The following is a 21,783-nucleotide window of genomic DNA, read 5'->3' as shown; positions in this document are numbered from 1 at the left end:
CCATGTCTATCCTCTTCCACGCCTATCCCCTGGCCCGCCCGGCGCTGTTCGCCATGGACGCGGAAACCGCTCACGAAGTCACCTTGTCGGGCCTGCAGCGCGCCTATGAATGCGGGGCCACGCGCAAGCTCATGCATGCGCAGCCCAAGGCGCCGAGCACGCTGATGGGTTTGCAGCTGGCCAACCCGATCGGGCTGGCCGCCGGCCTGGACAAGAATGGCGCCTATATCGACGCGCTGGGCAATCTGGGATTCGGCTTCATCGAGGTAGGCACGGTGACCCCGCGCGCCCAGCCCGGCAACCCCAAGCCGCGCATGTTCCGGCTGCCGCGCGCCAACGCGCTGATCAACCGGCTGGGCTTCAATAACCAGGGACTGGACGCCTTCCTGGCCAATGTGCAGCGCAGCGCCTGGCGCAAGCAAGGTGGCGTGCTGGGGCTGAACATTGGCAAGAACGCGGACACGCCCATCGAGCGCGCCGCGGACGACTACCTGATCGGGCTGGAAGGGGTGTATCCGCATGCCGACTACGTGACGGTGAACATTTCCTCGCCCAACACCAAGAACCTGCGCGCCCTGCAAGGCGGCGACGAGCTATCCGCCTTGCTGGCGCAACTGGCGGACAAGCGCCGCGCTCTGGAAGACAAACACCAGCGGCGCGTGCCCATGGCGGTGAAGATCGCTCCCGACCTGACGCAGGAGCAGATCGATTCCATCGCGGAAACGCTGCCGCGCCATGGCATCGACGGCGTCATCGCCACCAACACCACCCTCTCGCGGGATGCCGTCGCCGGCCAGCCGCATGCCGAGGAAGCCGGCGGCCTGTCGGGCGCGCCCGTGCATGAATTGTCGCTGGCGGTCATCCGCCGCCTGAAGGAAAGGCTGGGCAGCAGCCTGGCCATCATCGGCGTGGGCGGGGTGATGTCGGGCCGGCAGGCGCGCGAGAAAATGGACGCGGGCGCCGACGCCGTGCAGCTCTATACCGGCCTGATCTACCGCGGCCCGGCCCTGGTGGGCGAATGCGTGCGCGCCGTGGCGCGCTGACCGGAAACGGCGCCGGTAGCCACCGGCAATAAAAAAAGCAGGCAAAAAAAAAGGGGCCACCCGGTGGGTGGCCCTAATTCCAGCTCTGCTCTGTCACTCAACAGTACTACATAACTGCGGTTTGCGCAGCACTGCGCGCCAAAAACTTAGGCGCTGCGGCGGCTGCGGCTGGCAACCTTGGTGGCGGCGTCGGCAGCGTCCGAGGCAGCCTTGAAGGTCGCGTTGGCGGCGGCGTTCAGGTTCGACTCGGCGACTTCAGCAGCCTGCTTGGCGGCCTTGGTCATCGAATCGTAGGCACTGGTCGCGGTGGCCAGCGAGGACTTGATCAGGGCAACGGCGCTTTCGGAGCCGGTCGGGGCGTTCTTGGAGAACTGGTCGACGGCTTCGCTCAGCTGCTGCTGGCCTTCGGCGATCTGTTCCTCGGTCAGCTTGACCAGGCTGGTCTGCACGCCGGCGACGATGTCGTACACGTGCTTGGTGTAGGCCATGGCCTTTTCGGCGCCCGGCTGCAGCAGGCCCGAGGCGAAAGCGGCGGCTTCCTGCGGATCCTTGACTTCAGCGGCTTGCTGCGACTTCTGGGCGACTTCGTCCAGAGTGGCGCGGACGACCTTCAGGTTCAGTTCGACCAGCTTTTCGAAGCCGGCGAAAACAGCGGTCTGGGCGGCCACGATGGTGTTGATGCTGGCTTTTTGACGGTCCAGGACTTGTTGCGGAATAGCGCTCATAGAATGCTCCTTTAGGGGTAGCCGGAGGCTGTCCGGCAAGTAAGGATGGTTGTCTGCGACGAACTATAGAAACGTGCGCGGAAACTGGTACTACAAGCTACCGCCGGCCCGTTTGATGCACTGCACAATTGACATTCTAGACTGGGAAAAAAACTTGTCAAGGAGTTTTTGTGCAACGCAACAAAGAATTGCACTTCGACGGTGCACGCCTCACACGGGCTTGATCCAGCACAAAGATTTCCCAGGATTCAGGAAATACCCGAAGTGACGACGTATCAATTGTTTTCTAAACTGCTTTCACGCTGATGACAGACAAATAAACCCACAAGTCAGCGCGCAACAATGAAATCGCAGCAGCAAAACCCTGCAATTGGAGACTCCATGACCCTCATCCCCCGCACGCTTTCGGCCTTGCTCGCGGCCAGCGCCATGCTCGCAGCCGGCGCCGCCCAAGCCGAATATCCGGATCGCCCCATCAACATGGTGGTGCCGTTCGCCGCTGGCGGCCCGACGGACAACGTCGCGCGTTCGCTCGCGGAAGCCATGCGGCCGAGCCTGGGCCAGACGGTCGTGGTCGAGAACAAGGGCGGCGCCGGCGGCACCATCGGCACCACCCAGGTGGCCCGCGCCCAGCCTGACGGCTATTCCGTCCTGCTGATGCACGCCGGTTTCTCGACGGCGCCCTCGCTGTACAAGAACCCGGGGTACGACCCCTACAAGAGCTTCGAGCCCATCGGCCTGGTGGTCGACGTGCCGATGACCATCATCGCGCGTTCGGACTTCCCGCCCAACAACATCAAGGAACTGGCCGAGTACGTCAAACAGAACAAGGACAAGGTGTCCCTGGCCAACGCCGGCATCGGCGCCGCCAGCCATCTGTGCGGCACCATGCTGGTCGAAGCGCTTGGCGTGCAACTGCTGACCATCCCCTACAAGGGCACCGCGCCGGCCATGAACGACCTGCTGGGCAAGCAGGTGGACCTGCTGTGCGACCAGACCACCAACACCACCCAGCAGATCGACAGCGGCAAGGTGAAGGCCTACGCCGTCACCAGCCTGAAGCGCGTCCCCACGCTGCCGAACCTGCCGACCATGGACGAATCCGGCTACAAGGGCTTTGAAGTGGGCATCTGGCATGGCATGTGGGTGCCGAAGGGCACGCCCAAGCCGGTCGTGGACAAGCTGGTCAAGAGCCTGCAGGCCGGCCTGGCCGATCCCAAGTTCCAGGACCGCATGAAGCAGCTGGGCGCCACGGTGCTGACGTCCGAAGCCAATCCGCAATCCCTGGATGCCAAGGTCAAGCAGCAAGTCCCGCAGTGGGGCGAGCTGTTCAAGAAGGCAGGGGTCGAACAGCAGTAATCCGAACCGACGCCTTTGCGGCGCACATAGGAGAAAAGCCCCTGATGGGGCTTTTCTTTTTGTGGCGGGACGACCCTGGATTACTGGCGCATGGCCTCTGCGGCCATGCCCAGGCCATTGAAGCCGGGGGATACCGAGGGCTCGTAACCCAATGCTTCGGAAATGCTGGCGGCGGTATCGACCAGGGCCTTGATCCAATCGTCCTGCAGCCGTTCGGCGGGGGCCGAGATGGACAGGCCCGCGACCAGCTTGCCGGTGTCGTCGAAAATGCCGGCGGCGATACAGCGCACGCCGAGTTCGAGTTCCTCGTTGTCGCGAGCATAGCCGTGGCGCCGCACCAGCGCCAATTCGCGCTCCAGGCGGTCCAGGTCGGTCAGGCTGTTACGCGTGTGGCCGGCCAGGCCGGTGCGCAACGCGTAGGCGCGGACCTGGCGCGCATCGGCGGTGGACAGGAACAGCTTGCCGGTGGAAGTCAGGTGCAGCGGCGCCCGGCCGCCGATGGCGCGGACCACCTGCATGCCCGAGCGCTCGCTCCAGGCGCGCTCGATGTAGACGATCTCATCGCCCTGCTGCACCGACAGGTTGATGGTCTGCCCCGTCAGCTTGTGCAGCGAGCGCATGGCGGAAATGGCCGCCTCGCGCACGTTCAGGCGCCCCTTGACCAGCGAACCCAGCTCCAGCAGACGCATGCCCAGTTGATACAGGCCGTTGTCGACGCGTTCGACATAGCGGCCCACGACCAGGTCATTCAGGATGCGGTGCGCGGTGGACGCATGCAGCCCTGTGGTCGCGGACAGTTCTTTCAGCGTTACCGGATCCGGCTGCGCGGCCAGGGCGTCGAGCAGGCGCATGGCGCGTTCGATCACCTGGATGGCGATGGGATGGGCGGAGGCGCCTTCGGTCTCGGCGTCCAGGGCATTGCGGGTAGTGGGGAGACGGGACATGGAAAGGGGAGCGAGGACAGCCGCGCCGCCTGTAGGGCCCCACCTGAGGGAACCGGACTTGCGGCATCGCAGCAAACAGTTCTTTCCCGTATTGTGAAATTTACTGGCGCGTTTGGCAACCGCTTTTTGTATCAAAAATAGGGCCGCACATCCTGGGTGGCCCTGGCTTCATGCTGCCGGCGGGGGCGCCAGCTTGCCTCCCAGGCGCAGCACCTCGGCCCGTAAATACTCCAATGCCTCGGCGGCCGCGGCCGGCTCGCCCTTCACGCCCAGGTCGATATGCGGCGTGCCGCCGGCCTCGCCCACGCTGGGCAGGCTGAACGCCCGCACGCCCGGCCAGCGCGTTTCCACGGTATGCATGGCTGGCGTGATGCGAGATTCGGGCATGCTGAACACAAGGAAGGAATGCTCCGCATGGGCGCGCACATGCTGCAGCGCACGATAGCGCGTATCCAGCGTCCATTCCAGCATGGGCCAAGCCATGACGGGGAAGCCCGGCACGAAGGTGTGGTCCTTGATGAAGAAACCGGGGATGCGGTTATAGGGGTTCGGCACGACCTCGCAGCCTTGCGGAAACACGCCCATCTGCAGGCGCTGCTGGTTTTCCGGCGCGCTCATGTCGGCCGTGCCCTGCCCCTTGGCGGCCATCTCGGACGTACGCAAGGCGATAGCCTGCTCGGCCTCGGGATGCAGCGCTAGCGGCAGGCCCAGCGCGGCCGCGGCGGCCTGGCGCGTGTGGTCGTCGGGCGTGCCGCCGATGCCGCCACAGGAAAACACCACGTCGCCGGTGGCGAAGCTGCGCTTGTAGGTGGCGATGAGCATGTCGCGGTCGTCGGGCACGATTTCCGCCCAGCCCAGCTGCATGCCGCGCGCGCCCAGAAGCTCGACGACCTTGGAAAAATGTTTGTCCTGACGGCGGCCCGAGAGGATCTCGTCCCCCACTATGATGAGGCCGATACGGCGGGCGGCGGATTCTGCGGCCATGTCCGATTCCAGAAGTTGAGAAGGATGACGCCGGTCAGACGTCGATGACACGGTCCTCGCGCAAGCGCCTGAGCGCTTCCAGACCGTAATGGGCATAAACCAGGGCCGAAAACACCGGCAGGATGACCCACGCGGGCGGCAACAAGTTCAGCAGCGAACAGATCAGGCCTATGGTCCAGAAGCCGCCGTTGTTGCGCTCAAGGATGAGTTTGCGCTCGGCAGGGCTGGCATGTTCGACGATGGCGTCCACGCGCATCATGCGCGAAAACGCGAAGGCCCACCAGAAGATCGACAAGGCGATGGCCATGGGCGGCACCAGCCATAGCGGCAGCGTCAGCAGCCAGCCCGCGGCAAACGCCAGCGATACCCAGATCGCGTTCCACACGCTGACCGCGGTCGCGTGCTTGCCCTGCCGCGCGACGCTCACGTACTCGCGCAGGCTGACGTGGCGCAGCACCAGCGGCATCACGAAGACCGCGGCGATCGCCAGGCCCAGGATGCCCGACACCGGCAGCAGGATGGCCACCGCGATCACGGGAATCATGTAGACCTTGAGCGAGAACAGCCCCATCGCCAGCATCCAGTCCTCCGCCCGGTTGACGAAGTCCCAGCGAGCCGCCTCGGCCGCCAGCCATTCGTTGAGCGGCGTCCAGAACAGGTACAGCAACAGCAGGCAGCCCACCAGCGCGATCAGGAACGGCAGCAGTACCGCGAACAGCATGGTGGGGTGACATTGGGACACCAGCGCGCGCTTGAATGCCTGGCCCACGCTGACGACGCCAGCGCCGGCAGCGGAAAATCGGCCGTTTTCAGGCGTGGCGGAATCAGTGCGCAAAGCGGTCATGGACGAGGAATGAGGGGGTAGACATCCCGGGTATGATAGTCAAACACGCCTCGATCTGCCCACATGTCTCTACTTGTACCCGATACCGACCTGGCCGCGCTGCGCGCACGGCTCGGCTCATCGCCCGACGCCTGGCTGGTTGCCTGCTTCTGCGCGGCCTGGTGCGATACCTGCGAGCAATACAAGCCCAAGCTGCAAGCGCTGGCCGACGCCATGCCGCAGCACGTCTTCGCCTGGATCGACATCGAAGACCACGCAGAACTGTTGGGCGACGAAGACGTGGAGAATTTTCCCACGCTGCTGGTGCAGATCGGCCCCCGGGTGGTGTTCTACGGCCCGATGCTGCCGCACATCGGCCACTTGGAACGCCTGCTCGAAAGCTTGAATGAAGACAGCCCCGCCGTCGCCGCGACATTGCCGGACCTGCCGCGCCTGCTGGCCGCCTGAGCAGCAGCTTGCCGGCACGCTACGCGCGCGCCAGCCACAAAAAAACCCGCAAGGCCCCAAAGGGCTTGCGGGTTTTTTCATGCGAGCGCTGTTCAGGGCTTGCGGCTGCCGCCCAGCAGGACGGCGATCTGGCGCTTCGGCCCCGAGGATGCACCGTTGCTCCTGGGCGCCGGCTCTTCGGCCTGGGCGGACGAGGCCGAGGGCTCGTAGGGCTTCAGGAAGAAATCATCCACGGGTTGGCGCGACGCGCCGGACGAGTAACCGGAGCGGCGATCGGACGAACGGCCACGGTCGCCGCGGCTGTCGCGGCCCTCGCGGCTCTCACGGCCTTCGCGCGAGGACGACCCGCGGTGCTCGTCACTGCGGCGGTGGCTGCGCGCGACCAGTTCGGCCGGCACGTCGAGGGTGCCGCGCGGCACTTCGCGCTTGATGAGTTTTTCGATGTCGAGCAGGAAACGCTCTTCGTCGGGCGTGAACAAGGCGATGGCTTCGCCCGAGGCGCCGGCACGGCCGGTACGGCCGATACGGTGCACGTAATCTTCGGCGTTGTACGGCAGGTCATAGTTGATGACGCAGGGCACGCCGGCTACATCCAGGCCGCGCGCGGCCACGTCGGTGGCAACCAGCACTTCCAGTTCGCCGGCCTTGAAAGCTTCCAGCGCCTTCATGCGGTCGGCCTGCGTCTTGTCGCCGTGGATCGACTCGGCCTTGACGCCATCGCGTTCCAGGTCGCGGGCCAGCCGCGCCGTGCCGATCTTGGTGTTGGAGAACACGATGACCTGGTTCAGCCCGCGCGACTTCACCAGATGCACGACTGCGGCGCGCTTGGCGTCGCTGGGCATCTTGTAGGCGATCTGGGTGATCGTGTTGGCCGTGGCGTTGCGCGCCGCGACTTCGATTTCGACCGGATGATTCAGGTACGAGCGGCCGAGCTTGCGGATTTCATTGCTGAACGTCGCGGAGAACAGCAGGCCCTGACGCTGCGCGGGCAACAGGCGGATGATGCGTTCCAGGTCGGGCAGGAAGCCCATGTCCAGCATGCGGTCGGCTTCGTCCAGCACCAGGATGCCGACCTGGCTCAGGTTCACGTTCTTTTGCTCGACGTGGTCGAGCAGGCGGCCGGGCGTGGCCACCAGCACTTCGCAACCGCGGCGCAGCGCTTCCTTCTGCGGACCGATATCCACGCCGCCGAACACCACCGCCGAACGCAGCGGCGTCTGCTTGCTGTAGCGCTTGACGCTTTCGTAGACCTGGTCAGCCAATTCGCGCGTGGGGGTCAGGATCAGCGCGCGCACCGGATGGCGCGCGGGCGATGCGCTGGTATTGGCCAGCGGCATGAGGCGGTGCAGGATGGGCAGCGTGAAGGCGGCCGTCTTGCCGGTGCCGGTCTGGGCCGCGCCCATGACGTCGCGCCCTTCCACCACGACGGGGATGGCCTGGGCCTGAATGGGCGTGGGGGTGGTGTAGCCGGTTTCGGCGATGGACTGCAGCAGCAGAGGATGCAGACCGAAATCAGTGAACGTCGGCGCGGGTGCGTCAGCGGCGGGTGCTACGGATTGAGTGGATTCAGTCATCAGGGTTAGGCAGATACCGGGACCAGTGAAAAAGAACAAAACGAGAGTGCTACGCGCACTGCACTACATATGCATCGGAACAAGCTGAACACGCGCAATCTACATCCTGCCTTGCAGGCCAGGCGGCGCATTCTGGATTCGATACTTATGAGGGCAGTACCAGGCCCGGATTGCTGTGGATAACATGATTTTAGCGCAGCCGCATTACCACACGGTTCGGCTTGCGTTCGAAAGGCATTGCAAACGCCTTCCGGCGGCCGCCAGGAAGCGCCCGCCGGGCATACCAGCAGCGTCCACCAGGTGGACGCTTTCAGCAAGAACCGTCAGCCGGCCAGCCAGCGCAGACCCCACAGGGCCAGCATGCCCACGATAATGACCAGCACCGCGCTGCGCGTGCGCAGGAAAACCAGAATGGCAACCACGCCGGCGACCAGCTTGTAGTCAAATACCGGCCCCAGGCCGGCCTTCCAGGGCAGCAGATCCGGCACGATGATGGCGGTCAGGGCGGCGGCGGGCGCGTAGCGCAAGGCCCGGCGCACGCCTTCCGGCAAGGGGATGTAGTCGCCGAACAGCATGAAGCCGGCGCGCGTCAGCACGCTGCACAGCGCCAGCAGCAGGATGGCGGAATAGACGTAGATTTCAGCCGGCCAGAAGGTCATGCGCGGGCCTTGAAGTAGCGTTCCGCCCAGATGCCTGCGGCCACGCCCGCCACGACGGCCGCCGCCAGGCCCAAGCGCAACGGCAGGACCTGCCCGGTCCAGGCGACCACGCCGGCGGCCAACATGGAAATCAGCATGGGCTTGGTATTGGCCAGCGGCACCGTAATGGCCAGCAGCGCCAGCACCGCGGCGAAGTCCAGCGACCAGCCCGTGGGCACCATGGTGCCCAGGTAGATGCCGACGATGGAGGATGTCTGCCAGACGAACCAGCCCGGTGCGATGGCACCCAGGAAGAACCAGAGCTGTTCGCGCGTGCCGCGCACGGCCGCATCGCCATAGCGCGGCATGAACAGCACGAAACCCATGTCGGTCGTGAAATAGCCCAGTCCCAGCCGCTTGGGCCAGGACAGGTGGCGGAAATACGGATGCAGCGCCGCGCCGAAAATGAGGAAGCGCAGGTTGACGACGCAGCCGGCCGCGAAGATCAGCCAGAGCGGCGCGCCGGTGGCGATGAGCGGCAGGGAAGTCAATTGGGCGGAACCGGCGTACAGCAGCAGGGTCATGGCCAGCGCCATGGTCTCCGTCAAGCCGGACTTGACCATGGCCACCCCGGTGACGAGCCCCCAGGTGGCGGTGGCGATCAGGGCGGGCACGATGGCGTGGACGCCAGCGCGGAAGGCGGTGACGCGTTCCTGGCGGACCGCAACGGGGTCTTCGGTTTCAGGAAGCGCGGATTCAGAGGACAACGGCAGGCCCCTGGCGATTCGGACAGGACGACATGGAAACTCTAAGGAAAAGGAACGCACGACAACCCGTTCGCCCGCCGGGATCACTACGCGCGGGCCTGGCGGCGCCGCGCCGGGGCGCGAATAGGCGCGTATTGTAACCTCGCTGCTTGATACAATATGGGCCTCGAGATTCTTGGGCTCTTGGGAGTAGACCATGTCGATGGCAGACCGCGACGGCTTCATCTGGTATGACGGCAAGCTCGTACCGTGGCGAGACGCGACCACGCACGTCCTGACGCACTCCCTGCACTATGGCCTGTCGGTATTCGAGGGCGTGCGCGCCTACCGCTCCGAGATCGGCACGGCCATCTTCCGCCTCGAAGACCATACCAACCGCCTGTTCAATTCGGCGCACATCTACCAGATCCCCATGCCTTTTGATCGCGATACGATCAACCAGGCGCAGCGGACGGTCGTACGCGAAAACCAGCTGGAAGCCGGCTACCTGCGCCCCTTGGTGTTCTACGGCCCCGAAAAAATGGGCGTGTCGCCCAAGGGCGCCCGGGTGCACGTGGCCATCGCCGCCTGGCCCTGGGGCGCCTACCTGGGCGAAGAAGCCCTGTCCGCGGGCATCCGCGTCAAGGTGTCGTCGTTCGCGCGCCAGCATGTGAACGTCACCATGCCGCGCGCCAAGGTAGCCACCACCTACGCCAACTCGATCCTGGCCAATACCGAGGCCCTGCAGGACGGCTACGACGAAGCCCTGCTGCTGGACACCGACGGCTTCGTGGCCGAGGGCTCGGGCGAGAACCTTTTCATCGTCAAGGACGGCGTGCTCTGCGAGCCGGAGATCGCCTCTGCCCTGACCGGCATCACCCGCTCCACCATCCATGCGCTGGCCGCCGACCTGGGCCTGCGCGTGGCGACCAAGCGCCTGACGCGCGACGACGTCTACATCGCCGACGAAGCGTTCTTCACCGGCACGGCCGCCGAAGTAACGCCCATCCGTGAAGTGGACAACCGCCAGATCGGCACCGGCCAGCGCGGCCCGATCACGGAGAAGCTGCAGAAAGCATTTTTTGACGTGGTGAATGGCCGCAACCCGAAGTACCATCACTGGCTGAGTAAAGTCTGATTCGCGCGGCCCGGTCCATGACCAGGCCGCATCATTGCCCCAACCTGCCGTTTACCGGTTTTTTTTCAGGAATATCCATGACCGCAGCTGCTCCGGCCGCCGTCCCCCACTCCCACGAAGTCATCGAGGTCGGCGCCGACGACCTGCCCGTGTTCTGTCCGGGCCCCAAGGCGCCGCTCTGGAGCATGCACCCGCGCGTGTTCCTGGACGTGGCCCGCAGCGGCTCGGCCAGCTGCGCCTATTGCGGCGCCGAATACCGTCTGAAGCCCGGCACCGTCCTGCACGGCCACGGGCACTGACTCACCCGCTCCACAACGTCACCCGTTTCCGCCGCCATGTTCGCCACGCCCGAAGAAGCAGAGCACGCGTTCTACGAAGCCCTCGAGCAGGCCGACGTCGTTCGCCTGATGCAAGTGTGGGCGGACGACGAGGAAGTCGTCTGCATCCACCCGGGAGGCCTGCGCATCGTCGGCCACTCGGCGGTGCACGACTCCTGGCAGCAGGTGCTGGCCAACGGCCCCCTGCACGTGCGACCTTTGCGCCCGCTGGTCATGCTGAGCATGATGTGCGCGGTGCACGTGCTGGTGGAACAGGTGGCGGTGCAGACGCGGGAAGGCACGCAATTCGCCAATTGCTATGCCACCAACATCTACCACAAGGGGCCCACCGGCTGGCGCATGGTCATGCACCATGCCTCGCCGGCGCCCACGGAAGCCGGGGTGCTCGACTTGCACGACGTACCCGACATGCTGCATTGAATCGGGTGGATTTTTAGTTGGCCGCTGCTCGTCTTGATACCACGCCCTGCCCCGTCCCCTCCTGGTTGCCCGGAGGCGACAGCCAGACGGTTTACGCCGCCCTGTTCGCGCAGTATCACCGCATCGCGTTCGTGCGTGAACGGGTGGACACGCCCGATACCGATTTCGTCGAATTCGACTGGACCGGCCCGGGCCTGTTCCCGCACAAGTCCGCCGATGGCGCGCCCGTCAGCGGCCAGCGTCCGGTCGCCAATGGCAAGACCGCCGCGGCCAGGTGGATGACGGACGCGGACTGGAAGTCCCTGCCGCATACGCCCGACACCCCCGCCCTGATCCTGTTCCACGGCCTGGAAGGCGGCAGCAACAGCCGCTATGCGCAATCCATCGCGCATCATTTCCGCGCGCGCGGCTGGATCGTGGTGATCGCACATTTCCGCGGTTGCTCGGGCGTGCCCAACCGCCTGGCCCGCGCCTACTACTCCGGCGATTCGGCCGAGGTCGGCTTCATGCTGGAAACCGTGCGCCAGCGCATCCCGCATGCGCGCTGGCATGCGGTCGGCGTATCGCTGGGCGGCAACGCCCTGCTCAAGTACCTGGGCGAACACCAGGAAGATACCGGCTGGCTGACGGCCTGCGCGGGCGTCTCCGTGCCGCTGGACCTGGTGGCTTGCGGCAAGACGCTGTCCACCGGCATGTTCAACCGCCGGGTCTACACCGCCCATTTCCTGAAGACGCTCAAGCACAAGGTGCTGGAGAAGGCGCATCGCTATCCCGGCGCCGTGGACGTCATGCGCATCGCCCATGCGCATGACCTGCGCGAATTCGACGACACCTACACCGCGCCCATGCATGGTTTCCGCAATGCGCTGGATTACTGGACGCGCGCGTCCAGCAAGCCCTGGCTGCCGAAGATATCCGTGCCGACGCTGGTGCTCAACGCGCGCAACGATCCGTTCGTGCCGGCGGCCTCGCTGCCCACGCCCGAGGATTGCTCGCCCGCCATCCTGCTGCACCAGCCCACGGACGGCGGCCATGCCGGTTTTCCGACGGGCAGCTTCCCGGCCCATCTGAACTGGCTGCCGCAGCGGCTGGGACGCTTCTTCGAAACCGGCCAGTAGGGCGCGCTGGCGCCCTGCTGGCCCGGCGCTCAGCCCGACTTGAAGCGTTCCAGCAACTGGCGCTCTTCGGCCAGTTTGTCCTTGACTTCCTTGATCTGCACATCGATCTGCGACTGCTCGTAGAAATCGGTGGACATGTTGCGCGCCTGCTGCAGCTGCGATTCCGCGGCGGCGTAGGCGCCGGTCATGACGTAGTAGCGCGCCTGGTCGCGACGCGCAGCCACCGGCTTGCCGTTGCGGTCTTCGCTCTGCGCCAGCATCTGGTACAGGCTGGGCTCGTCGCTGCCCCACTGCTTGATCTTGGCCCGCAGGTACTCCTGCGCGTCCGCGTGGCGGCCGACGCTTTGCAGCGCCTGGGCGTAGGCGATGCCCAGGGCCCGGTGGCCCGGCCAGCGCCTGGTGCCGGCCTGGGCCAGTTCCAGCGCCCGGGGGTACTCCTTGCGCGCCAGCGCGATATCCACGCTGAGTTTGGCCAGTTGGGCCGAGCTGCGGCCTTCAGCCGATGCCAGGTCCCAGTTGCGCTCGGCTTCCGCCAGGTTGTTGCGCTGGAATGCCTGCAGCGCCAGGCCGTAGTAGGCGGCCGACTTGCGCACGCCGGACAGCGCCTGGGCCTCGTCCTGCAACTGCTGGCCAGCGGTGCGCAGGCTGACCGCGTCGCGGCCCTGCACCACGCGCATCTTGGCGCGCACGTACCAGAAGTCGTCGCTGTCCACGTGACGCGTCACGGGAGACTGGTTGCGCACCCGATTCTGCACGTCCGACATGCGTTCGATGGAGAGCGGGTGGGTGCTGGCCCATGAGCCGCCGCCGGCGCCCTCATTCAGGCGCGAAGCGTTCATCAGGCGCCCGAACATCTGTGCCATGCCTTCGGCGTCGTAGCCCGCCTTGGTCAGCATCTGCAGCCCGGCCCGGTCGGCCTCGCGTTCCGCATCGCGGGAAAAGCCCAGTTGGCGGTTGATGGCCGCGGCCTGGCCGAAAGCCGCCACGCCCATGGCCAGATTGCCTCCGCCCCCAGCCAGGGCCGCCAACAACGCCCCGGCGAGACTGGCCAGCATCACCATGCCGTTCTGATTCTGCTGGGTCATGCCGCGGGCGATGTGGCGCTGCACGACGTGGCCGATTTCGTGCGCCAGCACCGCGGCCAGCTCGGACTCGCTGGCGGAAGCCACGATCAAGCCGGTGTTGACGCCGATGAAGCCCCCCGGCATGGCGAAGGCGTTGATCTCAGGGTCGCGCACGCCGAACATCTCGACCTCGGGGACCGCGCCGGGCGCGAACGCCGCCAGCTTGCGCCCCATCGTGGTGAGGTACTGGCTGAGCTCGGAGTCGTCCACGTAGGTCGGGTCGCGCCGCCCCTGAGCCATGATGGCCTCGCCCAGGCTACGCTCCAGCATGGGGGACAGTTCGGCCGCTGAAGCCGCCCCCATGGAGGGTAGGCCGACAGGCTGCGCCCAGGCAGTCATGGGGAGGGCGGGCATGGCCAGGGCGACGGACAGCCCGACGATTGCACCCCGTTTCGCAATCGAGCAAATGGATGGCATTTTCCTGCGGTTCATAAGCCTATGATAGCGATGCGCTTAAAATGTTTCATCGATAGCCCCAACGAGGTTTCAATGCGTCCTGTCCGTAAAGCTGTTTTCCCTGTCGCGGGCATGGGTACGCGCTTCCTGCCCGCCACCAAGGCGATGCCCAAGGAAATGCTGCCCGTGGTCGACAAGCCGCTGATCCAATATGCGGTGGAAGAAGCCGTGGCAGCCGGCATCACGGATCTTATTTTCGTGACCGGGCGCAATAAGCGCGCCATCGAAGACCACTTCGACTCCGCGCCGGAACTTGAATCGGACCTGGAAAGCAAGGGCAAGCATGAGCTTCTGGCCATGGTGCGGGGCATTCTACCCGCGCATGTGAATTGCCTCTATATCCGCCAATCGGCCCCGCTGGGGCTGGGACACGCAGTGCTGTCCGCCGCGCCCGCCGTGGGCGACGAACCGTTTGCCGTGTTGCTCGCCGACGATCTCATCGACTCCGACCAACCGGCGCTGAAACAGCTGATCGACGTGGCCGTTGGGCAAAACGCCAGCGTGCTGGGTGTGCAGGACGTGCCGCGCGCCGATACCCGAAAGTACGGCATCGTGGCCACCCGCCAGGGAGACGCCAGCGCCGACGGCCGCACCGAACGCGTCACCCATATCGTGGAAAAGCCGGATCCCGAAGCCGCGCCGTCGACGCTTGCCGTGGTGGGCCGCTATGTGCTGGAAGCGGCGATATTCGACCACCTGCGCTCGACCAAGATGGGCGCCGGCAACGAGATCCAACTGACCGACGGCATCGCCTCGATGATGCGCGAGCGGGCGGTATACGCACACCGCTATGAAGGCGTGCGCTACGACTGCGGCAGCAAAGCCGGCATGTTCCAGGCCACCGTGGCGCTGGGCAAGAAGTACCATGGCCTGCTGCCGGAATAGCCGCAAGCCTGCGGTGGCCCGCCCCTAGGCGGACACCGCGCGGGCCTTGGCCCTGGCCCGTGCCTGGGCATCGCGGTCAGCCTTGCGCAGGCGTCCCTTCGCCGACAGGCGCATCAAGGTTCCCAGAGCCACCATCAGGCCGATCACCTCGACCAGCGCTGCCGGAATCCACATGGTCAGGCCGCCTATGGTCTGATCGGTCTGGGCCGACATGGCGATGGCCCGGCCGCATAGCTCGAACAACGGGTAGATATCGCTTTCGGTGAAGGCGATGATGGCCCCCGCCACCATCTGCGGCAGCATCGTCAGCACGGGCGAAATGACCCGGCCGCCCGGCGTCATGGCCGCGGGCGGCGCGGGCCTGCGGTCCAGGATCAGGTTCCAGTACATGAAGCCGCTGATCACCACCGACCAGTTCATCAGGCGATACAGGCGCCAGTCCAGCATGGAATAGAACTGCACCGACGGGATCAGCCAGACGATCACCAGGAAGACGAAGAGCGCCGGCACGAAGATCTTGTGGGTCAGCAGCGTCACCGTGGCGCGCCCGGCGCCGGTGCGCAGGAAGTCACGCAGGCGGATGCGCCAGCTCATGGGCAGCCCCGCTCGCATCACCTGCCCCGGGAACGCGGCCATGACCAGCAGCGGCCCCAGGTGGTGCAGCACCAGATGCTGGATGCGGTGGATGAAGAACATGCGCTCGGCGTAGTAATCCAGCCGGGTATGCATGGACAGGTAAAGCAGCACCATGCCGGTCCAGAACAGGATGCGGCGGGCGGCGGTCACGTGATGGACTTTTTGGCCGCGCACGAACAGCGCGATGGCCACCAGGAAGGAGGCCACCAGCGTGGGAGAGAACTCCCAGGGTATGAGCCATTCGAGACTATCCATGCAAACCATCCGGAAAACGTCGGGGCTGTACGAGGACGGGCGCCATGCGCCGCACCCGCCGATTGTAGTTGACCCCGGGCCGTCCTGCCCCGGCGCTCAGAAATGGTGCGAAATGCCCGTGCCCACGCGCGTGGTGTGGGAATGGGCGGGATCGAACTGGTCGTCCAGCGTGTAGTTCGACGCATAGCCGGCAAAGGCATAGAGCGTGGTGCGCGGGGACAGGCCGTAGGTATAGCCCAGAGTCATCACCTGCGCATTGCGCGCCGTCATGCCATTGTCCCAATGCCAGTCCGGCCGCGCCAGGGACCACTGCAGCAGCACGGTGCCTGGCCCCACCGGCACGCTGGCGCCGACCAGCCAGGCGTTGACCGTACCACCTCGCACGAAGGCGGCGGGTCCCAAGCCCATGCCCAGCCCGTCGGGATCGCCGCCGTCCAGCCCGACATCGCCGTTGCGCTGGCGCGACCAGGCCAGGGACAGCTTCAGCACCTCGAAGTCGTAGGAAGCGCCCAGCTGTACCGCTTGCGGCCGTCCATTGCTGCCCGGCGGGGCTTCGGCCAGGCGTAGCTGGTCCCAGGTGGCGACCGCCAGCAAGGGGCCGTCCTCATACTTCAGCCCCAGGCTGAGCGCACGGTTGTTGTTGGCAGTGCGGAAACGGTTGCGGTCGTCGGCGTCGAAGGAATAGCCGATGCCGGCCTGAAAGCCCTGCCAGACCGGCGTGTAGTAATTGACCAGGTTACTGAACTGATAGTTGTCGGACGCCTTGAAGGTGGCGCCCATGCCCATTTCCTTCCAGGATGCGATTTCCAGGGAGTTGCCGTAGACCTGGCCTATGGTGTGCTGGCGGCCCAGCCGCAAATCGCCATAGCTGTCATGAGCCAGGCCCACCCAGGCGGCGTAGTTGAAGAGGCGGTCGTCGTCGGCACGCTTGCCCGATGAGGGATCGAATCCGCTTTCCAGCTGGAAGCGGGCGTTCCAGCCGCCGCCCATGTCTTCCGCCCCCGTCATGCCCCACAGCGAGTCGGTCAGGCCGCCGTTGAGCAGTCCGCTATGGCTGCCCTGCCCCGACACGTTGGTAACGGCCACGCCCGCGTCCACCACACCGTACAACGACAGCCCCTGCGCGGTATCGGCGCCACGCGCCGCCAGGGGAAGAACCAGGCCGGCCGCCATCAGCGCGGCAAAAGTAGCAATTCTCATGCGTTTCTCCTGATTGCGCGGCGGGCATGCGCCCGCCGCGGGCCTCAACGACTCATTGCCAACCGTAACGGCGGACCCAGATTCCCTTCAACAGCTGCGTCAGCGTGCAATACGCCAACAGGATGCCCACCAACCAGGGGAAGTAGCTCCACGGCAGCGGCTGCAGCTGGAGGTATTCGGCCAGCGGCGAGAACGGCAGCAGCAGTCCCATCGCCACCACCATCAAGGTCATTCCCATCAGCGGCCAGGCGGCGCGACTTTGCAGGAACGGGATCTTGCGCGTGCGGATCATGTGGACGATGAGCGTCTGCGACAGCAGGCCTTCGACGAACCAGCCCGACTGGAACAGGGTCTGGTGTTCCGGTGCATTGGCCTGGAATACGTACCACATGAGCGCATAGGTAGCGATGTCGAATATGGAACTGATAGGACCGAAAAACACCATGAAGCGGCCCAGGCCATCTGGGTCCCACTGCTGGGGCTGCTTCAGCAGTTCTTCGTCGACATTGTCGAACGGAATCGCCGTCTGGGAAATGTCGTACATCAAGTTCTGCACCAACAAATGGATGGGCAGCATCGGCAGGAACGGCAGAAAGGCGCTGGCCACCAGGACCGAGAAGACATTGCCGAAATTCGAGCTGGCCGTCATCTTCAGGTACTTGAGCATGTTGCAGAAGGTCTTGCGGCCTTCGATGACACCGTCCTCCAGCACCATCAGGCTCTTTTCCAGCAGGATGATGTCGGCCGCCTCTTTCGAAATATCGACCGCCGAATCCACCGAAATGCCCACGTCCGCCGCCCGCAAGGCCGGCGCATCGTTGATGCCGTCGCCCATGAAGCCCACGGTGTTGCCCTGGGCCCGCAGGCTGTGCACGATGCGTTCCTTGTGGGCCGGCGTCAGGCGCGCGAACACATTGGCCTCGCGCACGGCCGCGGCCAGTTGCGCCTCGTCCATCGCCTCGATTTCGGCTCCCAGGTAGACCTTGCGCACCTCGAAGTCGACCTCGCGGCAGACCTTCTGGGTCACCAGCTCGACGTCGCCCGTCAGCACCTTCACTTCGATGCCGGAGTTCCTGAGCGCCTTGAGCGCGGGGGCAGTGGATTCCTTGGGGGGATCCAGGAAGGCCATGTACCCGACCAGCACCAGGTCGGACTCGTCGGCCACGCCATAGGTTTGCTGGGTGGGCGGCATTTCCTTGACGCCTACCGCGATGACGCGCAGCCCGTCGCGGTTCAGGTCCGCCGTCACGCGGCGGATGTCGGCCCGGCGGGCATCGGTCAGCAGATGCTCTTCGTGGCCCACGCGCAGGCGGGTGCAGGCCGACAGCATTTCCTCCAGCGCGCCCTTGCAGATCAATTCGTGGTGTTCGCGGCCGTTTTCGGTCTCGTTCACCACCACCGACATGCGGCGCCGGGAAAAGTCGAAGGGAATCTCGTCGACCTTGCGGTACTTCGCCGCCAGATCGAGCTTGCGTTCAACCTCGGCGTGCTGCAGCACCGCCACGTCCAGCAGGTTCTTCAGACCCGTCTGGTAGTAGCTGTTGAGATAGGCGTAGGCCAGCACGTCGTCGCTGCTGGCGCCGTACACATCCGTGTGGCGTTCCAGCACGATGCGGTCCTGGGTCAGCGTGCCGGTCTTGTCGGTGCAGAGCACATTCATCGCGCCCAGGTTCTGGATGGCATCCAGCCGCTTGACCACCACCTTGCGGCGCGACATGCGCACCGCCCCCTTGGCCAGCGTGGCCGTGACGATCATGGGCAGCATTTCGGGGGTCAGGCCCACGGCGATGGCCAACGCGAACAGCAACGCCTCCATCCAGTCGCCCTTGGTGAAGCCGTTGATCAGCATGACGATGGGCGCCATGACCAGCATGAAGCGGATCAGCACCCAGCTCACCCGGTTGATGCCTTGCTGGAATTGGGTCGGGGCCCGGCTGGTCTGCGTGACGCGCCCGGCCAGTTGGCCGAAGTAGCTGCGCGAGCCGGTGGCCACCACCAGTGCGCTGCCGGAGCCGCTGACCACGTTGGTGCCCATGAACGCCATGTTCTCAAGTTCCAGCGCGTTGGCGGTCTCGCTGCGCTGCGTGGCGTACTTTTCGACGGGCAGGGATTCGCCCGTCAACGCAGCCTGCGCGATGAACAGGTCCTTGGCGCCCAGGATGCGGCAGTCGGCGGGAATCATGTCGCCAGCGGACAGGAGCACCACGTCCCCCGGCACCAGTTCCGCCAGCGGCACCTCCACCTGGCGCGAGCCGCTGACATGCAGCGTGACGCCAAAGAAGCGGCGGGCGTCGCCTTCGGCCTGGGTGGCGGGATCGCTGCGCAGCACGGTGGCGGTGTTCTGCACCATGGCCTTGAGCGCCTCGGCGGCGCGGTTGGAGCGCTGCTCCTGCGCAAAGCGCAACACGGTTGAGATAAGCACCATGGCGCCAATGATGAACACCGCCGTCCAGGACTGGTCGTCCGGGACGGCCATGTGCACGTCGGTGAGCCAGGACAGCGCCGCCAGCGCGGTCAGCAGCAGGTTGAACGGATTGCGGTACGACAGCCAGAGATGGGCATACCAGGAGAGCGGCTTTTCATGGTCGACCTCATTGGCGCCGTAGCGCTCGCGCGCGGTCTGGGCCTGGGCTTCCGACAGCCCGCCGCGGCTGCTGCCGAACAGGGCGAACACGGCGCCGAAGTCCATGCGCGACAGGTCCAGCATCTGGCGGTTGGCTTGGCGCGCGGTATCGGAAGAGGCGGCGGCCGCTGCGCCTTGTTCGGGCATGGGCGAGCGGCGGAAGTGCCTTGCGGTTTGCCGCAGGCCAGCCGCGGACGTAAAGAAGGACTTGAGGAACTTGAACATCGGAGTGCTCCGGTTGTACGTATCGTTGTCGGAGACACGGACGACCCTGCCCGCCGCGCCCGCGCGCAGGCAGCAGCGGGCCGCGGCTTTCGCGCAGAAAGCCATCAAGCCGCCACGTACAGGCGTGCGCAGGCACCGGAGCAATGTTGCCGGTGTCCGGATCGCATCGAAGTGCGCCGGGTGCGGAAAACGGAAGGGGAAGCTAGCGGAGGAATCGGTACCGGCGGCAAGGGCGCACAAGACGTGGGCCAGGCCGGGGATTCTTGGCTGCGGACTCCGTACGGGCCAGGATGACTATCCTGCCTGTCGGCTCGCAGCGAGTAGACAGGTCAGACAGGCATGCCGGCGCCGCGCACTGGGCGCAATCGAGGCTCGGGGTCTAAGGCACTAGGCATGATCTCTCCTGTGGAATGAATCGGGCGGGCGTCAGGCCAGCGCGGCTTGCGCGGTGGCTTGCGCGCCGAAATGCACGTGGCGCACGGCGGGATTGGCGCTCAGGCGGCGCGCCTGCGACATCAGTTCGCCGCGCAGCTCCGGCGGGCAATTGACGGTGATGCAGGCCGATGCCATGCCAGGATCCCGGCCCTGGTCGATCTGCACTTGCGAGACATCCAGGCCGGCGGCGCTGAAGTCCAGGCAGATCTGCTTGCGCAAGGCGCCCAGCTCGTCGCGCGGACAGATGACCGTCAGGCGCGAAGTGCCGCGGCGGCGGCCCAGGGCGGTGGCGCGGTCCACGCCGGCGCGGCGTAGGAACAAGTCGAAGAAACGCATAACGACCTCCATTGCAAGAATGGGGAGCGTGATCGCGAATACGCGCGCACCCGCGCGGCGCTCGGCGGACAGGCACGAAAAACGTGCGCGAACGCTGACGCTGCGGCTAGCGGCGGTTCTGGCGGTTTACGTTGGGAAGGATCCCGGCAAGCCGCTGGCTTGCGCGATTGCCCCGGCTTTAATCTGGGGCTTGGGATACGACCGCAACCTGTTCAACAGGCTGCGGCAGACGGAGTTCTGCGTGGACCTGTTAAACAGCGACGTCGATGCAAGATCGACTACTTTCGCCGGAATCGGTATTCACGAAGACTGCTCCTGGGATGGATAACAGGCAGGATTTTACGCGGGTTTCCACTTATGGACAAGGTTTTTGCCACGGAATGGGGAGGAATGTGGCAAAAGCCGGCGAGGAGGCAAAAGCCCCCTCGCACAAAGCGCCGTCAGACGTAGAAATGCCAGCCCAGATAGGCGGCGAATACGGCGTACAGCCCACCCACCGCGGACAGGGCAGGCACGCTCATGGCTGAGCGGCGGAAACGCAGCCACAGGAGACCGATGGACAACATGGTGAACAGGCCGGCCGCCAGCAAGGGCGCGTCCAGCAGCCACGGCGTCATGAAGATGCCCAGCGCGCTGGGTATGGTCGCCTGGATCATCATGGCGCCCGAGATGTTGGCCAGCGCCAGCCGTTCCTTGCCCTGGCGTACCCAGATCAGCGCATTCATGATTTCCGGCAGCTCGGTCGCCACCGGCGCCAGCAACAAGGCGGCGACGTGGGGCGATGCGCCCATGGCCACGCCCAGCAGTTCGATCTGGTTCACGAACACGTGCGATGCGCCGGCGATGACCACCAGAGCCAGGATCGTCTGGGCGACTGCCCAGGACATGGCGGGGTCTTCGTCGCGCGGACGCAGCTTCAGCGGCTCCAGTTCTTCGGCATCCAGGCTCGCTTCGTCGCGACTGAGCTCACGCTTGACGTAGAGGCCGTAGGTGGCCAGGAACAGAATGCCCAGCCAGGGCTTCCAGGCAAAGGCCAGCAGGCCCAAGCCCACCTTGAAAATGAAGATGCCCATGAACCAGGCCTGGTCGCGGGCCAGCCGGCGCTGGTCCGCGTTGATACAGTTGGCTTTTTCCGGCTGGCCTCCACGGCGGGCGCGCCACAGCGCGATGCCCACCACGGCGTATGCCAGGGTCGCCAGCACCAGCGGGCCGCCCATGGCTGCGCCGACGCCGATGTCTTTCTGTTCAGGGGTGTCGCCGAACACGACGGCCATGAAAGTGACCGCGCTT

The 21,783-nt window shown here is 65.5% G+C and carries 22 protein-coding genes; 9 read left to right on the top strand and 13 right to left on the bottom strand.

The annotated features are described in order from the left end of the window. The first annotated feature begins 2 nt into the window (after positions 1-2). A complete protein-coding gene (locus VIR09_RS04490; RefSeq protein WP_332011784.1) occupies positions 3-1,043 on the top strand; it encodes a quinone-dependent dihydroorotate dehydrogenase in 1,041 nt (346 codons plus the stop codon). A gap of 146 nt (positions 1,044-1,189) precedes the next feature. On the opposite strand, the gene phaP is transcribed toward VIR09_RS04490, so the two are convergent. Further along, positions 1,190-1,768, bottom strand: a complete 579-nt coding sequence (gene phaP / locus VIR09_RS04485; protein ID WP_013391754.1) for a TIGR01841 family phasin — start codon at positions 1,766-1,768, stop codon at positions 1,190-1,192. Between the two features lie 381 nt (positions 1,769-2,149). On the opposite strand from phaP, the gene VIR09_RS04480 reads away from it, so the two are divergent. After that, positions 2,150-3,127, top strand: coding sequence for a tripartite tricarboxylate transporter substrate binding protein BugD (locus VIR09_RS04480; protein ID WP_332011783.1), 978 nt, complete (start codon positions 2,150-2,152; stop codon positions 3,125-3,127). Positions 3,128-3,207: 80 nt separating this feature from the next. Here the strand turns inward: VIR09_RS04480 and VIR09_RS04475 are convergent, their stop codons facing one another. The 3 genes from VIR09_RS04475 to VIR09_RS04465 form a co-directional block, all read right to left on the bottom strand. Further along, complete coding sequence (locus tag VIR09_RS04475) at positions 3,208-4,071, bottom strand: IclR family transcriptional regulator (protein ID WP_332011782.1); 864 nt, start codon at positions 4,069-4,071, stop codon at positions 3,208-3,210. Between the two features lie 168 nt (positions 4,072-4,239). Continuing rightward, positions 4,240-5,055, bottom strand: coding sequence for a competence/damage-inducible protein A (locus VIR09_RS04470; protein WP_332011781.1), 816 nt, complete (start codon positions 5,053-5,055; stop codon positions 4,240-4,242). A gap of 34 nt (positions 5,056-5,089) precedes the next feature. Then, complete coding sequence (locus VIR09_RS04465) at positions 5,090-5,899, bottom strand: EI24 domain-containing protein (RefSeq protein ID WP_332011780.1); 810 nt, start codon at positions 5,897-5,899, stop codon at positions 5,090-5,092. A gap of 63 nt (positions 5,900-5,962) precedes the next feature. On the opposite strand from VIR09_RS04465, the gene VIR09_RS04460 reads away from it, so the two are divergent. After that, positions 5,963-6,346, top strand: coding sequence for a thioredoxin family protein (locus tag VIR09_RS04460; RefSeq protein WP_332011779.1), 384 nt, complete (start codon positions 5,963-5,965; stop codon positions 6,344-6,346). A gap of 92 nt (positions 6,347-6,438) precedes the next feature. Here VIR09_RS04460 and VIR09_RS04455 read toward each other — a convergent pair whose 3' ends face one another. The 3 genes from VIR09_RS04455 to VIR09_RS04445 all read right to left on the bottom strand — a co-directional run bounded on the left by VIR09_RS04455 (position 6,439) and on the right by VIR09_RS04445 (position 9,325). After that, the gene (locus VIR09_RS04455) at positions 6,439-7,920 is read right to left on the bottom strand and encodes a DEAD/DEAH box helicase (RefSeq protein WP_332011778.1); all 1,482 of its coding nucleotides are present in this window, start codon (positions 7,918-7,920) and stop codon (positions 6,439-6,441) included. Positions 7,921-8,243: 323 nt separating this feature from the next. Next, entirely contained in the window at positions 8,244-8,579 is a 336-nt protein-coding gene (locus tag VIR09_RS04450) for an AzlD domain-containing protein (RefSeq protein ID WP_332011777.1), read from the bottom strand. Next, on the bottom strand, positions 8,576-9,325 hold the full coding sequence (locus VIR09_RS04445; RefSeq protein WP_332011776.1) for an AzlC family ABC transporter permease: 750 nt from the start codon (positions 9,323-9,325) through the stop codon (positions 8,576-8,578). The genes VIR09_RS04450 and VIR09_RS04445 overlap by 4 nt, the downstream gene beginning before the upstream one ends. 196 nt (positions 9,326-9,521) lie before the next feature. On the opposite strand from VIR09_RS04445, the gene VIR09_RS04440 reads away from it, so the two are divergent. The 4 genes from VIR09_RS04440 to VIR09_RS04425 all read left to right on the top strand — a co-directional run bounded on the left by VIR09_RS04440 (position 9,522) and on the right by VIR09_RS04425 (position 12,318). Beyond that, positions 9,522-10,442 (top strand): branched-chain amino acid transaminase, encoded by a 921-nt coding sequence (locus VIR09_RS04440; protein ID WP_332011775.1) that lies wholly within the window; start codon positions 9,522-9,524, stop codon positions 10,440-10,442. A 77-nt stretch (positions 10,443-10,519) separates the two neighbouring features. Continuing rightward, entirely contained in the window at positions 10,520-10,741 is a 222-nt protein-coding gene (locus VIR09_RS04435; RefSeq protein ID WP_207470415.1) for a zinc-finger domain-containing protein, read from the top strand. Between the two features lie 36 nt (positions 10,742-10,777). Beyond that, positions 10,778-11,200 (top strand): YybH family protein, encoded by a 423-nt coding sequence (locus VIR09_RS04430; RefSeq protein WP_042796551.1) that lies wholly within the window; start codon positions 10,778-10,780, stop codon positions 11,198-11,200. Positions 11,201-11,217: 17 nt separating this feature from the next. Then, positions 11,218-12,318, top strand: a complete 1,101-nt coding sequence (locus tag VIR09_RS04425) for a YheT family hydrolase (protein WP_332011774.1) — start codon at positions 11,218-11,220, stop codon at positions 12,316-12,318. Positions 12,319-12,347: 29 nt separating this feature from the next. On the opposite strand, the gene VIR09_RS04420 is transcribed toward VIR09_RS04425, so the two are convergent. Next, complete coding sequence (locus tag VIR09_RS04420; protein ID WP_332011773.1) at positions 12,348-13,874, bottom strand: M48 family metalloprotease; 1,527 nt, start codon at positions 13,872-13,874, stop codon at positions 12,348-12,350. 57 nt (positions 13,875-13,931) lie between these two features. On the opposite strand from VIR09_RS04420, the gene galU reads away from it, so the two are divergent. Further along, a complete protein-coding gene (gene galU, locus VIR09_RS04415) occupies positions 13,932-14,783 on the top strand; it encodes a UTP--glucose-1-phosphate uridylyltransferase GalU (RefSeq protein ID WP_332011772.1) in 852 nt (283 codons plus the stop codon). Positions 14,784-14,807: 24 nt separating this feature from the next. Here the strand turns inward: galU and VIR09_RS04410 are convergent, their stop codons facing one another. The 4 genes from VIR09_RS04410 to VIR09_RS04395 all read right to left on the bottom strand — a co-directional run bounded on the left by VIR09_RS04410 (position 14,808) and on the right by VIR09_RS04395 (position 20,493). After that, positions 14,808-15,683 (bottom strand): cytochrome c oxidase assembly protein, encoded by an 876-nt coding sequence (locus VIR09_RS04410; RefSeq protein WP_332011771.1) that lies wholly within the window; start codon positions 15,681-15,683, stop codon positions 14,808-14,810. An 87-nt stretch (positions 15,684-15,770) separates the two neighbouring features. Then, complete coding sequence (locus tag VIR09_RS04405; protein WP_332011770.1) at positions 15,771-16,874, bottom strand: porin; 1,104 nt, start codon at positions 16,872-16,874, stop codon at positions 15,771-15,773. Between the two features lie 52 nt (positions 16,875-16,926). Next, the gene (gene mgtA / locus VIR09_RS04400; protein ID WP_332011769.1) at positions 16,927-19,722 is read right to left on the bottom strand and encodes a magnesium-translocating P-type ATPase; all 2,796 of its coding nucleotides are present in this window, start codon (positions 19,720-19,722) and stop codon (positions 16,927-16,929) included. A gap of 426 nt (positions 19,723-20,148) precedes the next feature. Next, positions 20,149-20,493 carry a hypothetical protein gene (locus tag VIR09_RS04395; protein ID WP_332011768.1) on the bottom strand — a complete coding sequence of 115 codons (345 nt, stop codon included), beginning with the start codon at positions 20,491-20,493 and terminating at the stop codon, positions 20,149-20,151. A 28-nt stretch (positions 20,494-20,521) separates the two neighbouring features. Here VIR09_RS04395 and VIR09_RS04390 point away from each other — a divergent pair, with 28 nt between their 5' ends. Next, positions 20,522-20,821: a hypothetical protein gene (locus VIR09_RS04390; protein WP_332011767.1), complete on the top strand. Its 300-nt coding sequence runs from the start codon at positions 20,522-20,524 to the stop codon at positions 20,819-20,821. Between the two features lie 112 nt (positions 20,822-20,933). Here the strand turns inward: VIR09_RS04390 and VIR09_RS04385 are convergent. After that, the coding region (locus VIR09_RS04385) for a sodium:calcium antiporter (protein ID WP_332011766.1) at positions 20,934-21,783 on the bottom strand (850 nt) is incomplete at its 5' end.

This window comes from Achromobacter sp. (assembly GCF_036567245.1).
Lineage (GTDB): Bacteria > Pseudomonadota > Gammaproteobacteria > Burkholderiales > Burkholderiaceae_B > Achromobacter.
Note: the sequence above shows the minus strand (reverse complement) of the source record. Positions and strands in the feature narration are given on the sequence as shown.

Bases quoted from the DNA above. Each gene is read 5' to 3' on its own strand.
- VIR09_RS04490 (WP_332011784.1), top strand. From the start codon at position 3: ATGTCTATCCTCTTCCACGCCTATCCCCTGGCCCGCCCGGCGCTGTTC.
- phaP (WP_013391754.1), bottom strand. From the start codon at position 1,768: ATGAGCGCTATTCCGCAACAAGTCCTGGACCGTCAAAAAGCCAGCATC.
- VIR09_RS04480 (WP_332011783.1), top strand. From the start codon at position 2,150: ATGACCCTCATCCCCCGCACGCTTTCGGCCTTGCTCGCGGCCAGCGCC.
- VIR09_RS04475 (WP_332011782.1), bottom strand. From the start codon at position 4,071: ATGTCCCGTCTCCCCACTACCCGCAATGCCCTGGACGCCGAGACCGAA.
- VIR09_RS04470 (WP_332011781.1), bottom strand. From the start codon at position 5,055: ATGGCCGCAGAATCCGCCGCCCGCCGTATCGGCCTCATCATAGTGGGG.
- VIR09_RS04465 (WP_332011780.1), bottom strand. From the start codon at position 5,899: ATGACCGCTTTGCGCACTGATTCCGCCACGCCTGAAAACGGCCGATTT.
- VIR09_RS04460 (WP_332011779.1), top strand. From the start codon at position 5,963: ATGTCTCTACTTGTACCCGATACCGACCTGGCCGCGCTGCGCGCACGG.
- VIR09_RS04455 (WP_332011778.1), bottom strand. From the start codon at position 7,920: ATGACTGAATCCACTCAATCCGTAGCACCCGCCGCTGACGCACCCGCG.
- VIR09_RS04450 (WP_332011777.1), bottom strand. From the start codon at position 8,579: ATGACCTTCTGGCCGGCTGAAATCTACGTCTATTCCGCCATCCTGCTG.
- VIR09_RS04440 (WP_332011775.1), top strand. From the start codon at position 9,522: ATGTCGATGGCAGACCGCGACGGCTTCATCTGGTATGACGGCAAGCTC.
- VIR09_RS04435 (WP_207470415.1), top strand. From the start codon at position 10,520: ATGACCGCAGCTGCTCCGGCCGCCGTCCCCCACTCCCACGAAGTCATC.
- VIR09_RS04430 (WP_042796551.1), top strand. From the start codon at position 10,778: ATGTTCGCCACGCCCGAAGAAGCAGAGCACGCGTTCTACGAAGCCCTC.
- VIR09_RS04420 (WP_332011773.1), bottom strand. From the start codon at position 13,874: ATGAACCGCAGGAAAATGCCATCCATTTGCTCGATTGCGAAACGGGGT.
- galU (WP_332011772.1), top strand. From the start codon at position 13,932: ATGCGTCCTGTCCGTAAAGCTGTTTTCCCTGTCGCGGGCATGGGTACG.
- VIR09_RS04410 (WP_332011771.1), bottom strand. From the start codon at position 15,683: ATGGTTTGCATGGATAGTCTCGAATGGCTCATACCCTGGGAGTTCTCT.
- VIR09_RS04405 (WP_332011770.1), bottom strand. From the start codon at position 16,874: ATGAGAATTGCTACTTTTGCCGCGCTGATGGCGGCCGGCCTGGTTCTT.
- mgtA (WP_332011769.1), bottom strand. From the start codon at position 19,722: ATGTTCAAGTTCCTCAAGTCCTTCTTTACGTCCGCGGCTGGCCTGCGG.
- VIR09_RS04395 (WP_332011768.1), bottom strand. From the start codon at position 20,493: ATGCGTTTCTTCGACTTGTTCCTACGCCGCGCCGGCGTGGACCGCGCC.